Annotated in this window: 11 protein-coding genes; 7 read left to right on the forward strand and 4 right to left on the reverse strand. The window is 64.5% G+C overall.

The features are described 5' to 3' along the window. Positions 1-6 precede the first annotated feature (6 nt). Positions 7-984 carry a Bug family tripartite tricarboxylate transporter substrate binding protein gene (locus tag PAA8504_RS01925; protein WP_108892456.1) on the reverse strand — a complete coding sequence of 326 codons (978 nt, stop codon included), beginning with the start codon at positions 982-984 and terminating at the stop codon, positions 7-9. 138 nt (positions 985-1,122) lie between these two features. Between PAA8504_RS01925 and PAA8504_RS01930 the strand changes: the two genes are divergently transcribed. After that, complete coding sequence (locus PAA8504_RS01930) at positions 1,123-2,064, forward strand: YihY/virulence factor BrkB family protein (protein WP_108892457.1); 942 nt, start codon at positions 1,123-1,125, stop codon at positions 2,062-2,064. Positions 2,065-2,474: 410 nt separating this feature from the next. Further along, positions 2,475-6,722, forward strand: coding sequence for a chemotaxis protein CheB (locus PAA8504_RS01935; protein WP_181375663.1), 4,248 nt, complete (start codon positions 2,475-2,477; stop codon positions 6,720-6,722). Between the two features lie 57 nt (positions 6,723-6,779). Here the strand turns inward: PAA8504_RS01935 and PAA8504_RS01940 are convergent, their stop codons facing one another. The 3 genes from PAA8504_RS01940 to PAA8504_RS01950 are packed head-to-tail and all read right to left on the reverse strand — an operon-like array spanning position 6,780 to position 9,981. Further along, positions 6,780-7,733 (reverse strand): alpha/beta fold hydrolase, encoded by a 954-nt coding sequence (locus PAA8504_RS01940; protein ID WP_108892459.1) that lies wholly within the window; start codon positions 7,731-7,733, stop codon positions 6,780-6,782. Next, positions 7,730-8,539 carry an SDR family NAD(P)-dependent oxidoreductase gene (locus PAA8504_RS01945; protein WP_108892460.1) on the reverse strand — a complete coding sequence of 270 codons (810 nt, stop codon included), beginning with the start codon at positions 8,537-8,539 and terminating at the stop codon, positions 7,730-7,732. Before PAA8504_RS01945 ends, PAA8504_RS01940 begins: the two co-directional genes overlap by 4 nt. Beyond that, positions 8,536-9,981, reverse strand: coding sequence for a flavin-containing monooxygenase (locus PAA8504_RS01950; RefSeq protein ID WP_108892461.1), 1,446 nt, complete (start codon positions 9,979-9,981; stop codon positions 8,536-8,538). Before PAA8504_RS01950 ends, PAA8504_RS01945 begins: the two co-directional genes overlap by 4 nt. 156 nt (positions 9,982-10,137) lie before the next feature. Here PAA8504_RS01950 and PAA8504_RS01955 point away from each other — a divergent pair, with 156 nt between their 5' ends. The 5 genes from PAA8504_RS01955 to PAA8504_RS01975 all read left to right on the forward strand — a co-directional run bounded on the left by PAA8504_RS01955 (position 10,138) and on the right by PAA8504_RS01975 (position 14,471). Further along, a complete protein-coding gene (locus tag PAA8504_RS01955; protein WP_108892462.1) occupies positions 10,138-10,560 on the forward strand; it encodes a DUF2383 domain-containing protein in 423 nt (140 codons plus the stop codon). A gap of 127 nt (positions 10,561-10,687) precedes the next feature. Next, positions 10,688-11,731 carry a C4-dicarboxylate TRAP transporter substrate-binding protein gene (locus PAA8504_RS01960; protein ID WP_108892801.1) on the forward strand — a complete coding sequence of 348 codons (1,044 nt, stop codon included), beginning with the start codon at positions 10,688-10,690 and terminating at the stop codon, positions 11,729-11,731. A gap of 71 nt (positions 11,732-11,802) precedes the next feature. After that, complete coding sequence (locus PAA8504_RS01965; RefSeq protein ID WP_108892463.1) at positions 11,803-12,324, forward strand: TRAP transporter small permease; 522 nt, start codon at positions 11,803-11,805, stop codon at positions 12,322-12,324. Position 12,325: 1 nt separating this feature from the next. Then, positions 12,326-13,663 (forward strand): TRAP transporter large permease, encoded by a 1,338-nt coding sequence (locus PAA8504_RS01970; RefSeq protein WP_108892464.1) that lies wholly within the window; start codon positions 12,326-12,328, stop codon positions 13,661-13,663. 4 nt (positions 13,664-13,667) lie between these two features. Beyond that, positions 13,668-14,471, forward strand: a complete 804-nt coding sequence (locus PAA8504_RS01975) for an IclR family transcriptional regulator (protein ID WP_108892465.1) — start codon at positions 13,668-13,670, stop codon at positions 14,469-14,471. Positions 14,472-14,504 lie beyond the last annotated feature (33 nt).

Consider the following 14,504-nt stretch of genomic DNA (forward strand, 5'->3'; position numbering starts at 1 on the left):
CGTGTCTTACTGCGCCTCGACCCGGTCGATCACCGCGCCCCACATCTGGGTGTCGGTGGCGATCCGCTCCTCCATCTCGGCCGGGGTGCCGGGGGCGGCCTGCCAACCGATGGCCAGCAGCTTCTGCTGCACCTCCGGGTCTTCGAGGATCTGGGTGATCTCGGTGTTCAGCCGGTCGATGACGGCCGGGTCGGTATCCCCGGGTGCCATGAAGGCGTTCCACAGCTCGGCCCGGAAATCGTCCGGCAGGCCCGCCTGCCCCGCGATGACCGGCACGTCTGGCGCTTGCGGGAACGGCTCGGCCGAGGTGATGCCCAGCATCCGCATGTTCCCGGACTCGACAAAGGGCAGTGCGGCGGACGGCGCCATGAAGCCCGCGTCGATCTCCCCGCCCATGATCGAGGTCGTCACCTCGGCATAGCTGGTGAAGGGGATGTGCAACATGCTGACCCCCGCCTCGTCCGAGAACAGCTCGGCCGTCAGATGCGCGCCGGACCCCTGCCCGACCGATCCGTAGGCCAGGGCCTCCTCCTCGGCGCCGGCCGCCGCGACGAAGCTTTCCAGGTCGGTCATCTCGGCGTCGGACGAGACGGCCAGAACCAGCGGAGACGTCGCAATCAGCGTCACAGGGGCGATGTCTTCGGCGACGTCATAGCCGGTCGACTCCAGCATCCGCTGCGCCGTGGTCAGCGGCCCGTTGATGGTGGTGCCGAACGTGTGCCCGTTCCCGGCAGAGGCCAGCATCTGCTGCACGCCGATCACGCCGCCCGCGCCGGGGCGGTTTTCCACCACGACGGGCTGGCCCAGACGCTCGGCCAGGGGATCGGTGATGATCCGCGCCAGAACGTCGGGCGACGACCCCGCCGGGAACCCGACGAAGACGCGCAGCGGCTCGGTGGGCCAGGTCTCCTGCGCCGACACGGGAAGCGCGGTCAATGCAAGCGCGCAGGATATCGCGGCGCGGCGGGTAAGATCGATGGTCATGGGTTTCTCCTCCTCGTTCCTTGCGGGGACAGAACACCAGACCGCCGGGGGTTTCAATCGTCGCGGCGACCGTGGGCTGCGCTGGCCGAACCCCGCGATGCGTCTAGGTATGGTCTTCCAGGGATGCAGGGGCCGGGAATGAGCGGACAGGTCAGTCACGAGACTGCGCGCGATACGGTTCCGACGCAGGGCATTGTCAGCCAGAACCCCGAAGAACTGATGCACGGCACGGGCTGGCGCGTGCCTTGGGCCGTGGCCCGCGAAGCCGGTCTTCGGCTTTGGAGCGACGACGCCTTCGGGCTGGCGGGAAACGTGGCGTTCCGCGCTCTTCTCGCGCTGTTTCCGTTCCTGATCTTCACCAGTTCGCTGACCGCTTTCATCGGCAACCGGTCCATGGCCGACGATCTGATCCATTTCCTGATCGCCATCGTCCCGTCTGCGCTGGTCGAACCTATCGTGGCCGAGGTCGAACAGGTGATGACCGTGCAGCGCGGCGGCGTGCTAAGCGTCGGTATCCTGCTGACGATATGGTTCGCCGTCGGTGGTGTTGACGGGGTGCGCGTGGGGCTGAACCGCGCATACGGCGTCCGCGAGACACGTTCGGCCGTCGTCCTTTATACCGTGATGACCGTGACGGTGGTGGTTTCGGGGCTGGTGCTGGTTCTCGTGGGGTATCTTCTGGTGCTCGCCCCCCGGGCGGGGTCGTGGCTTCATATGCTGATGCCGGGGTTCGACCCGTCCTCCGTTTCGGTCGGCCTGATCAGGTATCCCGCGGCGGCCGTGATCCTTCTGATCTCACTTTTTGCGGCGCATATATTCTTGCCCGCACGGCGCACGCGCTTTTCCAGCCTCTGGCCAGGCATCGTCTTTACCGTGCTGGCCTGGGCCATCCTGACGGCCGCGTTCTCGTTCTACCTGACCAGCTATGCGGCTTACGCAAGCTACTACGCCGGGCTGGCCGGTATCATCGCGGCGCTTTACTTCATGTATCTGGCCGCCCTGATCCTCATCTTCGGTGGTGAGTTGAACCGCGCCATCCGGATCCGACGGCTTGCGCGCGCCATGCGGAAGAAGGAATGAGGCGGGCCACGTGCGACAATCGCCGCCTTGCCGTCAAGCGCCACTCTGGGTAAAGCGCACGCGGGAAAATGCAACCGGGTCCACGACCGCACCGCGGGCCCCGCCGGAACTTCGGCGGTCGCGCAGGATCGGGCGCGACCTGTGTGACGAGGCGGGGTCGACATGTTCGGATTTGGCGGAACCGCAGAACCGCGCTTTTCCTGGCCCGAGGGCCGGTCCTTCCAAAATGTCCCACCGGCGGTATTCGGATCGGTCGATCGGTCCCGGATTTTGCCCGTGTTTTCCCGGGGCTGTTCTTGCGGAGATTCCGCAATCGCATCAAACTCCTCACTACGGGTGGCAAATTGCCGGGCCGATGGGTCCGCCGCGAACAGCGCCGCTGAACGACACGAACCGGAAGAATGAACACAATGACTGATCTGCCGACCGTCGTGGCCATCGGAGCATCCGCCGGGGGATTGGAGGCACTGCAGGACTTCGTGAAAGCGATCCCGAACGACAGCGGCCTTGCCTATGTCGTGATCCAGCACCTGTCACCCGACCAACCCTCGTTGATGGACAAACTGCTGAGCGCGCATACGCCGGTTCCGGTGAGCCGCATCGAGGACGGCGCCCCGATCGCACCCGACCATATCTACATCATCCCGCCAGGCCCATTCGCCGAGATCGAGGACGGGCATTTCAAGCTGATAGAACACCCCCGCGAAGAGGGGGTGCGCACCCCCATCGACAGGTTCTTCAGTTCACTGGCCGAGACGCTGGAGCGGCGGGCCTTCGCCATCGTCCTGTCGGGCACCGGATCGGATGGCACCACGGGCATCCGTGCGATCAAGTCGAACGGCGGCATCGCACTGGTCCAGGAAAGCGGCAGCGCCAAGTTTCCCGGGATGCCGGACAGCGCGGCGTCCACCGGTCTCGTCGATTTCTCGCTACGGCCCCAGGACATGCCGCGCCGCATCTTGGAGATCGTGCGCCACCGCGAGCAGATCGAGGACGACGGGGGCCGCGAGGATCTGCTGGAAGGGGTGGAAGGCAGGCTGAACGAGATTCTCGACCTGCTCGACACGGAAAACGGCGCAGCCTTTTCGGGCTACAAGCCGGGTACGCTGATCCGTCGTGTGGCCCGCCGGATGACGCTTTTGCAGCAAAGGACGATTGACGGCTACCTCAGGACGCTAGCCGAACGGGAGGAGGAGCGCGACCTTCTGACCCAGGACTTCCTGATCGGCGTCACCCGCTTCTTCCGCGACCCCGAAGCCTTCGACGTCCTTGCGGAGAAGGCGCTGAAGCCCCTTCTGGACAGCGACCAAACCAGCTTCCGCGTCTGGGTGCCCGGATGCTCGACCGGCGAAGAGGCGTTCTCCATCGCCATCCTCGTCTCCGAAATTGCCGAGGCGCGGGGCGACAAGCGACCGTGGAAGATATTCGGGACGGATATCGACGTGGACGCCCTGCGCCAGGCTCGGACCGGGCGGTTCTCCTCGGCGGCCATCGAAGGTCTGAGCGAGGCGCGGCGCAACCGGTTCTTCACCCGGGACGAGGAATACTGGCAGGTTGACAGTCATCTGCGGGAAATGTGCGTATTTGCACCGCACAACCTGCTGATCGACGCGCCATTCTCGAAGCTCGACCTCTTGTCGTGCCGCAACGTGATGATCTACCTGAACGCCGACAGTCAGGCCAAGCTGCTGCCGCGTTTTCACTACGCGCTGAATGCGTCGAAATACCTTTGGCTGGGTCCGTCTGAATCGCTGGGCCGGAACGAGCGTCTGTTCCGCACCCTGGGACGCGGTGCCAGGCTGTTCCAGCGCGATGACACGGTCACACCGTCCTATTCGTCCCTGAATTCCGACAGGCGCCGCATCGATCCGGGCGGGGCGAAGGCGGGTCAACGCATCCAGCAAGTCGACGTCAAACCGGCCGGCGACAACCTGGCCGGCCTGACCGAGCAGCTGTTCCTGCAGCGCTGCGCCGCGCCATTCGCGACGGTCAATCGCCAGAACGAAGTCGTCTACGTGTCCGAGGCAATGACCTCCCTGGTCAAACCCTCGCCCGGTATTCCCAGCACTGCGCTCGACGATTTCCTCACGACCGAGCTACGGCTGCCGGTGCATTCCGCGTTGGACGAGGCGCGCAAATCCGCGCTGCCGGCCGAGGTTCGCAACGTCGTCGTCCAGATCGGCGAGGCCCCGCACCTGTTCGACGTGTCCGTGGTTCCCTTCACCGGAGAGAGCGGCATGATGCTGGTCGCGTTGACCGAGGTCCGGTCGCGCGACCTCGCCAGCATCGTCGACGAATCCCCTGGCCGGCAGGAGGAAGGATACGGTCAGGAGCTTATGCTGACCCGAAAGCGCCTTGCGGCGCTGGAGCTGGAGTTCGAGACCTCCGAACAGGAATTGCGCAGCGCGAACGAAGAACTCCTCAGCATGAACGAGGAACTTCAAAGCTCGAACGAGGAGCTCGAAACCAGCCGCGAGGAGCTTCAGTCCATCAACGAGGAACTGGAGACCATCAATGCCGAGCTGTCGGAGAACAACCGACAGCTGACCCGGGCCAACAGCGATCTGAAGAACCTTCTGGAAAGCACGAATATCGCCACGCTTTTCATTGACGAACAAGACTGCGTCCGCCTGTACACGCCGGAAGTCAGCCGACTGTTCGGTGTCCGCGACCGCGATATCGGCCGGTCGATCCACGATCTGGCAAGCAAGGTTGACTACCCCGAACTCGGGAAAGACGCCGAGACCGCCCGCAGAACCCTTCAACCGGTCGAGCGCGAGATCCGGATCGACGCCACGGACGAGACGTTCCAGACGCGCGTCAGTCCCTATCGCACGGTGGACAATCGTATCGACGGGGTGGTGATCACGTTCGTCGACATCACGGCCCGGATCCGCAACGAACGGCAGCTTGAAGACAACGCGCGTGTCCTGCGCGAGCAATATTCCGAGCTCGAAACGCTGTACGACACCGCGCCGATCGGTCTCAGCCTGCTGGACCGTGACCTGCGTTATATCCGGATCAACGCACAACTGGCGGAGATCAACGGGATTCCCGTCGCTGACCATCTGGGGCGGAACCAGGCCGACCTCGTTCCCGACGCGCACCGGGAAGTCGCCGAGATTCAGCGCCGCGTCCTCAAGACTGGCGAACCTACTTTCGGCTTGACCGTGCGAACCCAGACCCCGGCGGCACCCGGCGAAGGACGCGAATTCCTGTGCGATTTTTACCCCGTCCGTGACGAAGACGAGGTCGTCGCGGTCGGCAGCTGCGTCCGCGAGGTCACGCACGAAAGGGAACTGGAACGGCGGATCGCCGCCAGCGCCGTGCGCCAGAAGGTGGCCGTCGAGGCCGCAGGACTGGGGGTTTTCGAATGGGACATGGTGAACGATCAAGCCCTTTGGGAAAACGACAGGATGTACGAGATTTTCGGGCATCCCCGCGAGGAAGGTCCGCTCAGTTTCGAGGCGTTCCGCCAGGACGTCCTTCACCCTGACGATTTCGCCCCGTTCTCCGCGCGCATCGAAGAAGCACGGCAGACGAGGGTCCTGAACGCGATCGTCCGGATCAAGCGGATATCCGATGGCGAACAGCTCCATATTCAATATTTCGGCAGCATTCAGAAAGGCAACAGCGGCGAGGAACGGTTGATCGGGGTCGTAGCCGATGTCACCGAACAGACCCTCGCCGCCGCCCGCGAGGCCGAGCATCGCCAGCGCCTGCAGACCTTGCAGGACAGCCTCAGCAGCTTTGTCGGGATGCTGACCCCCGACGGAACCCTCGTCGAGATCAACGCGACCGCTCTGGAACGGGGCGGACTGATCCGCGACGACGTTATCGGTCACAAGTTCTGGGACTGCTGGTGGTGGTCTTTCAGCACGGCGTCCCGGGATCGTGTTCGCATTGCAGTGGAAAAGGCCGCGGCCGGCATGGCGTCCCGATACGACGTTCCGGCCCGGATGGCCGGTGGCGAGATGCGGATGATCGACTTCCAACTCGTTCCCAGAGTGGACGAGACGGGCGCCGTGACCGAGATCATCCCGTCGGCTGTCGACGTGACCGAGCGGGTGAACGCCGAACGGCGCAAGGACATTCTACTGGCCGAGCTGGAACACAGGGTGAAGAACATTCTGGCCACGGTTCAGGCCGTCGCCCGCTTCACCGCCAGGATGTCGCTGGACAAGGACCACATGGCCGAGAACCTGATCTCTCGGCTGTCGGCCATTTCGCGCACCCATGAGGCACTGACGTCCAGCGGCTGGCAGGGAAAAAGTTTGCGCACTTTGCTGGAAGCCGAAGTCGCCCCTTACCTCGACACCGGGAACGACCGATTCATCTATTCCGGCGACGAGATCGCCTTGCCACCCGACATCGCGATGTCTCTGGGTCTTGCGCTGCACGAACTGGCGACGAACGCGGCGAAATACGGTGCGTATTCCAACGACAGCGGACGCGTGGAGGTCACAGTCCAGGGGCGGGACGGCCAGGTCCAGATGCTGGAATGGCGCGAGCGCAACGGCCCGCAGGTGGTCCCCCCGAAGCGCGAGGGGTTCGGCACCTTCCTGATCCAGACACTGCTGAAGCGCGAGCTGGATGCGTCGATCGAGGTTTTCTACGAGGAGGCCGGTTTGCGTTGTATCGTCCGGTCCATCGGCTGACTTCGGTCGCGGTCAACCCGGTTTGGGCGGGTCGATGCCCCGGACCGGTCGGTTCAGCTATGTCGGTTGATTGGTGATCTCGACGATGCGATCGACCTGGCGTCGTATCCAGTCGGCCGTCAGGTCGGGCTGGGTGACGGGAAGCATGTGGCCGCCAGGCACCACGTCGCATGTTGCGCCCGGGATTTCCGTGGCCGTACGCTCCCCTTGTTCGGCGGCATCCAGGATCGCGTCCTCGCGCCCGTAGAGGATCGCAACCGGCATCCCCATCCCAGGATACCCTTCCTGCACCTCCTTCAGTTCCTCGGTGCCGCGCGTCGCTTCTTCGGACATGGATCGGAACATCCTCGGCCGCGCCGCCAATAGTCCGCCGCAGTCTGTCGCGAACCAGTCGGGCGGGTCCTCTGGCGCGAAGATCCGGCGCAGGACCTGGGGGCCGCGCAGGACCGAGGTCGGCGCGGCCAGCGTATAGCTCACGACCGTCCGTCTGCGTCGGTCGGGAATGACAAGCGGTCGGAACACACCCGGCAAGGTGTCGAGGTGGCGGGTCAAAGGCGCGATCAGCGCAAGCCCACGGATCCGGTCGGGGGCGCGCCGCGCCATAGTCAACGACAGCGCACCGCCCAGGCTGTGACCCACCAGGATCGGCGCCTCGACACCGATCAGATCGAGCGCTTCCAGAAGGATGGCGGCCTGCCGATCGAGGCTCAGGTCGTCCGCCTTCTGCGGCTCGGAATATCCCATGCCGGGCCGATCGAGCGAGATGACGCGGAACCGATCCTTCAGTCTGCTTTCCAGCGTCGCGGTCAGGCTGCGCATCTGCGCCCCCGCCCCGTGGATCAACACGACGGCCTGCCCCTGGCCCACATCCCGGTAATGCAGCTTGCCACCGCCGGCCTTCACGAATTTCCCGTGCGGGGGGACGCGCAATCGACCCAACGCGACCAAAAACCCGGTCGCCAGGATTGGAGACACCAGGATCAGAACAAGGATGCCCAGAAACCACGTCATCGCATCAACCTCTCGACCAGGGAATAATGCGTCACCGGGGCCAGCCGCTCGAGCAGTGAAAGCATCTTGGAATCGTTGCCCACGAGGACGCGACGCTTGCGCCGTGCGATCCCCTCGGCGATGGTGCGGGCCGCCTCCTCGGGGGGCAAACGCAGGAAACGCTCGAACTTTTCGCGGTTCCGCGCAACCCGGTCAGGTGTCGCCCCCTCGGGATAGCTGGCATCCTTGGCAATATTCGTCGCGACACCCCCGGGATGGATCACGGTGATCCCCACCGACGATCCCGCAAGCTCGTTCGCCAGCACGTTGGAAAAGCCCCGAAGGGCGAACTTGCTGGCGGAGTAGGCCGATTGCCCCGGCGGAGAGATCAGGCCGTAAAGGCTGGAAAGATTGACGATCCGTGCCTCCGCGGCCCCCTTCAACATTGGCAGAAAAGCGCGGACCATTCGCACCGGGCCGTTGAAGTTGATCTCCATCACGCGGTCGAATTCCGCCTCCGAAAGCTCGTCGAAGCGGCCGCCTGCGGCGATGCCTGCGTTGTTCACCAGGATATCCAGCCCACCATGCCTGTCCGCGATCTTCTGCGGAAGCGACGCGACCGCGTCGCGATCCGCGACGTCCAGCACGTGGGTCGACGTGTCCGCGCGTCCCACGTCCGCGGCCGTCTCCTCCAGGCGATCCGGTCGGATATCGGCAAGCGCAAGGGCGCAGCCCCGGCGGGACAGCTCCTTCGCCAGCGCCTGCCCGATGCCGCTGCCTGCCCCGGTGATCAGGGCGGTGCGACCGTTGAGGTCAAAACGTGTCATGGCTGTCCCCTGAAATCGATCGCGCCGTCGACGACCGGCTTCAGTCGGAACTCGATCACGTCGCGAATATAGTTCTGGTGCACCCGCCACGGCGCGGCCCGTCCTTGCGAGGGCACCACGCCGCTGGCCCGTTTGACGTAGCCCGAGCTGAGATCGACGAACGGATCGCGGGGCGCCTTCGGATCGACGCGGGGTGTGGCGACGGTATGCCCCTTGCGCTTCATGTGGTTCAGCAGGCGGCACACATATCGCGCGATCTGATCGCATTTCAGCGTCCAGCTTGCATTGGTATAGCCGAACGCCATGGCCGCGTTCGGCAAGCCGTCCAGCATCGCACCCTTGTAGGACACATGCTCGGCCACGGAATAGGGCGCGCCATCCACCGTCAGGGTCGCACCGCCGAGGATCTGCACCGAAAGCCCGGTGGCCGAGACGATGATGTCGGCAGGCAATTCGCGACCGTCCTGCAGGCGGATGCCGGTCTCGGTAAAGGTGTCGATCCGTTCGGTGACGACATCGGCGGTGCCCTTGCGGATGGCGCGGAACAGGTCGCCTTGCGGGACCACGCACAATCGCTGATCCCAGGGGTCGTAGTCGGGCACGAAGTGTTTTTCGACGTCGAACCCTTCGGGCAGTTGCTTGCGGGCGTTTTCGATGAAGAAAGACCGCATCTTCTGCGGTCTGCGCCGCGACATCTGGTAGATCATCATCGACATGCCGATGTTCTTCCAACGGGTCAGTCGGTGGGCTGCGCGCAGCGGCAGGATCCGTTGTAACCGGCCCGCCCATTTGTCCTTCGAAGGCAGCGTGACGACGTAGGAGGGCGACCGCTGGAGCATCGTGACCTGCGCGGTCTCTGCCAGCGTCGGGACCAGCGTCACCGCTGTGGCTCCCGACCCGATCACGACGATCCGCTTACCGGACCAGTCCAGATCCTCGGGCCAGAATTGCGGCACGACGATCTCGCCGCCGAACTGGTCGGCGCCCGGATAATCGGGCACGTGGGCGCGGTCATAGTTGTAATAACCCGTACAGGCATAGAGGAATCCGCAGGTCATCGTCTCGGGCCCGTCGGGACCGTCCAGGGTGACGGTCCAGCGTGCCTCATCCGACGACCATGCGGCCGCGGTCACGGTCCGGCCCGTGCGAACCTTGTCCATGACGCCGGTCTCGCGTGCAGTCTCCAGGATATACTCCCGGATATCGCCACCGGCGGTGATCGCCTGATTGCCTTTCCACGGCCGGAACGGAAATCCCAGAGTGGTCACGTCCGAGTCCGACCGGATCCCGGGATAGCGGAACAGATCCCAGGTTCCGCCGATCCGCGCGCGCCGCTCGACGATCGCGAAGCTTCGATCCGGGCAGCGCTCCTGCAGGCGGACGGCCGCGTCGATACCCGACAGCCCCGCCCCCACGATCAGCACGTCAAAATGTTCTGGCATGTCCCCTCCGCGTCTTCCCCCCATAGATGATGGAGGGCGGACGACCATCGCAAGCCGCCGCGCGCAGGACGCGGCGTCACATCGCACGGCCAGCCCAGAAACAATGGGCCTGCCACCACCGTTGGGACCCCAAAGGTTCAACCAAAAGGACACGCCATGAGCGACAAGACCGACACCCTCAAGACCCTGCATACCCGCGTCATCGACAGCGTGAACGGATACCAAGAGGCGCAGGAACACGTTTCCGGCACGGCGCAAACCTTTGTCCACCGCTGTATCGAGGAGCGCAAGGATTTCCATGCCGCCCTTCACCGCGCGCTCGAAGCGGAAGGCGTCGATGTCACCGAGAAGGGATCGACGGCCGCGACCGCCCATCGCGGTGTGTTCAAGGTCCGGGACGCGATCTCGTTCGGCGATCAGGGCGTTCTTGCCGAATGCGCCCGCGGCGACGGATATCTAAAGGAGAGCTATGACGCGGCGATCGATGCAACGAAAGGTGATCCGGCCTGGGATTTCCTGATCGACCACCGCGCCAAGGTCGATGCGACGATCAACGAGGCCACTTCGATGGCCGCCTGATCTGACGCAGGACGGGGCCGACGCGCGGCCCCTTCCCCCCTGTTTACATCGCTTCACTCCTCCCTTACCGTTCCAACCATTCGAACGACGTTCCACTATGCGGAACGTAAGGATCTGGGAGGATCACATGCCAAAATTCCTGACATCGGCGGCGCTCGCGCTCGCCCTGACGGCCGGTGCGGCCACCGCGCAGACAACGCTTTTCTTCGGGGAAGCCGGACCGAACCGCGGATCGCGCGCCGATGCCATCAACTACTTCGCCGATCAGGTCGAGGAAATCTCGGAAGGCGATCTGAGCTTTGACATCCAATGGGGCGGTGCCCTGTTCAAGGCGGGCGCGGCGCGTCAGGGTATCGCTGACGGTGTTGCCGATGCCGGCACGATCATCGCCGTCTACTTCCCGCAGGAAATGGCCGCTTACGGCATCGCTGACTTGCCCATTCAGAACCCGGACCCCTGGGTCGGCATGAAGGCCACGGACGAGCTGATGCGGTCCAGCGACCAGATCCAGCAGAACCTCGCGGATCAGAACCTCGTCTATATCGGCACCTTCACGACCTCGGCCGTGCATATCGGCTGCAAGGGTGCGACCATCAACAGTGTGGATGATATCGAAGGGCTGAAGGTTCGGGGCGTCGGCGCATACGGCAACGCGTTTGCCGACCAGGGCGCGAACCTCGTGTCGATGTCGATCTACGACGCGTATCAGGGCCTGGATTCGGGCCTGATCGACTGCAGCCAGGGCTACAGCTACGTCGTGCCCGCGCTTCAGTGGCAGGAGGTCATCGACAGCTATACCCTTCTGAACTGGGGTCAGGTCGGTGCCTTGGGCGTGTTCATGAACAAGGACATGTTCGACAGCCTCAGCGCCGATCAGCAGGACGCCCTTATGGAAGCCGGCCGTCGCATTCCTGACGAGCTGGGCCGCATCCTGTCCACCGACAACGACGCGGCGGTCCAGATGATGCGCGATCAGGGTATCGAGGTGATCGAACTGCCCGAGGAAGAGCGCCAGAAGCTTGTCGAGGCCGGGTCCACCTATGTCGACAGCTGGAAGGAAACCGTTGGCGGCATGGGCATGGACGGCGACGCGATGCTGACCGAGTATCGCAGCCTGATCGACAAATACACCGAAGAGCGTGACGCCCAGGGCTATCCCTGGGAGCGTTGATCCCCCGTTGATCCTCCGGCCCGCATCTTCGGATGCGGGCCACCCTTTCCGCCATCTGACAGGGGGGCGCCATGCTCCGTTGGGTCGAACGGTTCCTTCTGGACCTCGCCGCCGCCGCCATCGTCGCACTTGGCCTTCTGATCACGGCCAGCGTGCTACTTCGGATCACTCTGAATTCCGGCATCCCCGACACCGTGGTCATGGTGGCCGAACTGATGGTCGCCGCGATCATCCTGCCGTTGGCCGCCACAATCGCCGCGCGGGCCAACATCGTGGTGGAAGTCCTCAGCCAGCATTTCCCCGGCCGCGTCCAGGATTGCCTGGTAATCCTGGGCGGCGTCATCGGGCTTCTGGCGCTGCTTCCCCTGCTTTGGGCGGGCTACCGCGAAGCCGCCAGCGCCATCGAAAGCGGCGGGTTCTTCTTCGGGCAGCTCAACTTGCCGAAATGGCCCGGCCGGGTGCTGTTCCTCTTCGGCCTGATCGTGTGCTGGGTGCGCCTTCTGGTCCAGGTGGTCGCCGACATGCGCACCTTTGCCCGGGGCGAGCGCATCGATACCGAAACGGGCACCAACTACATGCAAGAGGAAGCCTGACATGGACGGCACGCTTATCGGCATTGTGGCGTTCCTGGCCGTCATCGGCCTTCTGGCGATCCGCGTCCCCATCGCCTTCGCGCTGGCAGGTGTGGCCGCGGTGGGGGCGTTCTGCATCTTCGCCTTCCGCACGGGCGACTTCATGCCGGATCGGGCGATCCGCCCGACCTCCAGCCTCGTGTTCTCGAACTTTTTCGACCTGATCCACAGTTACGACCTGTCGATGATCCCCCTGTTCGTGGCGCTGGGGCACATCGCCTACCGGGCGGAGATCACGACGGCGATCTACCATGCCGCGCGCGTCTGGCTGGCCAAAATCCCCGGTGGGGTTGCAATGGCCTCGGTCGTGGGTTGCGGTGGATTTTCGGCCATCTCAGGCTCGTCAATCGCCTGCGCGTCGACCATGGGCCGCATCTGCGCGCCCGAGATGCTGTCGATGGGCTATGACAAACGCCTCGCCACGGCGTCGGTCGCAGCGGGCGGCACGCTGGGGTCGCTGATCCCGCCCTCGGTCCTGTTCATCATCTACGGCATCTTCACCGAGACCTCGATCTCGTCCCTGTTCCTTGCTGGCGTGTTGCCCGGCCTTCTGAGCTTGGCCGGCTTCCTTCTGGTGATCTGGATCTGGGTCCGCCAGAAGCCCGGCGATGCCCCCGCCTTCACCGGAGAGATCACCGCGGCCGAGCGTCGTCAGGCCGCCTTCGCCGCGTGGCCGGCCGCCGCGCTGTTCATCGTCATCGTCGGCGGCATCTATGGCGGCTTCTTTACCGCGACCGAGGCGGCCGCGATCTCGGTCGCGCTGGTCACGCTGACGGGCTTCCTGCAACGCAAGCTGACGCTGGCCGGGTTCTGGGCGGCACTGCGAGAGACGGGGATCCAGACCACATCCATCTTCCTCATCGCGGCGGCGGCCAAGATCTTCGTGGCCTTCATCGCGCTGACCGGCGTCGCGCCCGCCATTGTCGGCGCGGTCACCGGGGCCGAACCCAACGTGATCGTCCTGATGGGCGCGATCGCCCTGATCTATCTGGCGCTGGGCATGTTCCTCGATCCCATCGGGATCATGGTGCTGACCCTTCCGCTGATGGTGCCTCTGGTGGAAAGCTACGGGCTGGACCTGATCTGGTTCGGCGTGGTGGTCATCAAGCTGCTCGAAATCGGGCTGATCACGCCGCCTGTGGGATTGAACGTGTTCGTCATCTCCTCGGTCGTCGGGAAATCAGTGCCCATCGATCGCATCTTCTCAGGGCTGCTGCGGTTCCTGTCGATCGATATTCTCGTGCTGATCATCATCATGGCGGTCCCGGCGCTGTCGCTGCTGATCCCCTATTCGGTGTAGTGACATGAAGGACATGCCCGAAACCGACCGGCGCTTCGCCACGACCCTGGCCCGGGGGCTGTCGGTACTGCGCGCGTTCCGCCCCTCGGACGATGGCCTAGGCAATGCCGAGATCGCCGAGCGGACCGGATTGCCGAAAAGCACGGTCTCGCGTCTGACCTATACGCTGCACGCGCTGGGCTACCTGTCCCACGCGCGTCACGGGGAACGCTATCGTCCGGGCCCTGCCCTTCTGGCGATGGGCAACGTCGCCTCGGCCTCGATCGGGTTTGCGGATCTGGCTGGCCCTATCATGCAGCGGCTGGCGGACCAGACGCGCACCCTGTCGCTTCTGGCCGTTCGGGACCGTGACAGGATGCTTCTGACAAAGGCCTGGCGGCCGGCGGGCGTGTCGTCGATCTGGCTGGAAGTCGGGCACCGCCTGCCGATCCGCGGCTCGTCCTCGGGAGCGTGCTATCTGGCGGCGGTGTCCGACGACAGCCTGCCGCGCGTAGTGGACGAGATCGGAGGGGATCGCGACCTGACGCCCGACCGCGCGATGGCGATCCGCGACGACGCTTACGCGCAACTGCTGGCGCGCGGGTTCGCCATCACCCTGCCCGAGCACTATTTCACGTCAAACATTCACGCGGTTTCAACCTCGTTCCAGCCCCCGGACCTGTCCGAGCCAGTGGTCTTTACCTGCGGCGCGTCGCCTGCGGATCTGACCGTCGACCGGATGGAGGCCGAGGTCGGGCCCGCCCTGCGTGCCGCAGTCCGAGAGCTTGAAACCAGACTGGGGCTCGGCCCCGTTCCCCTGAGACGCTGACGGGGCACGCCGACCCCACGCAATACAAGATGG

This window comes from Palleronia abyssalis (assembly GCF_900302445.1).
In the GTDB taxonomy this organism is placed as follows: domain Bacteria; phylum Pseudomonadota; class Alphaproteobacteria; order Rhodobacterales; family Rhodobacteraceae; genus Palleronia; species Palleronia abyssalis.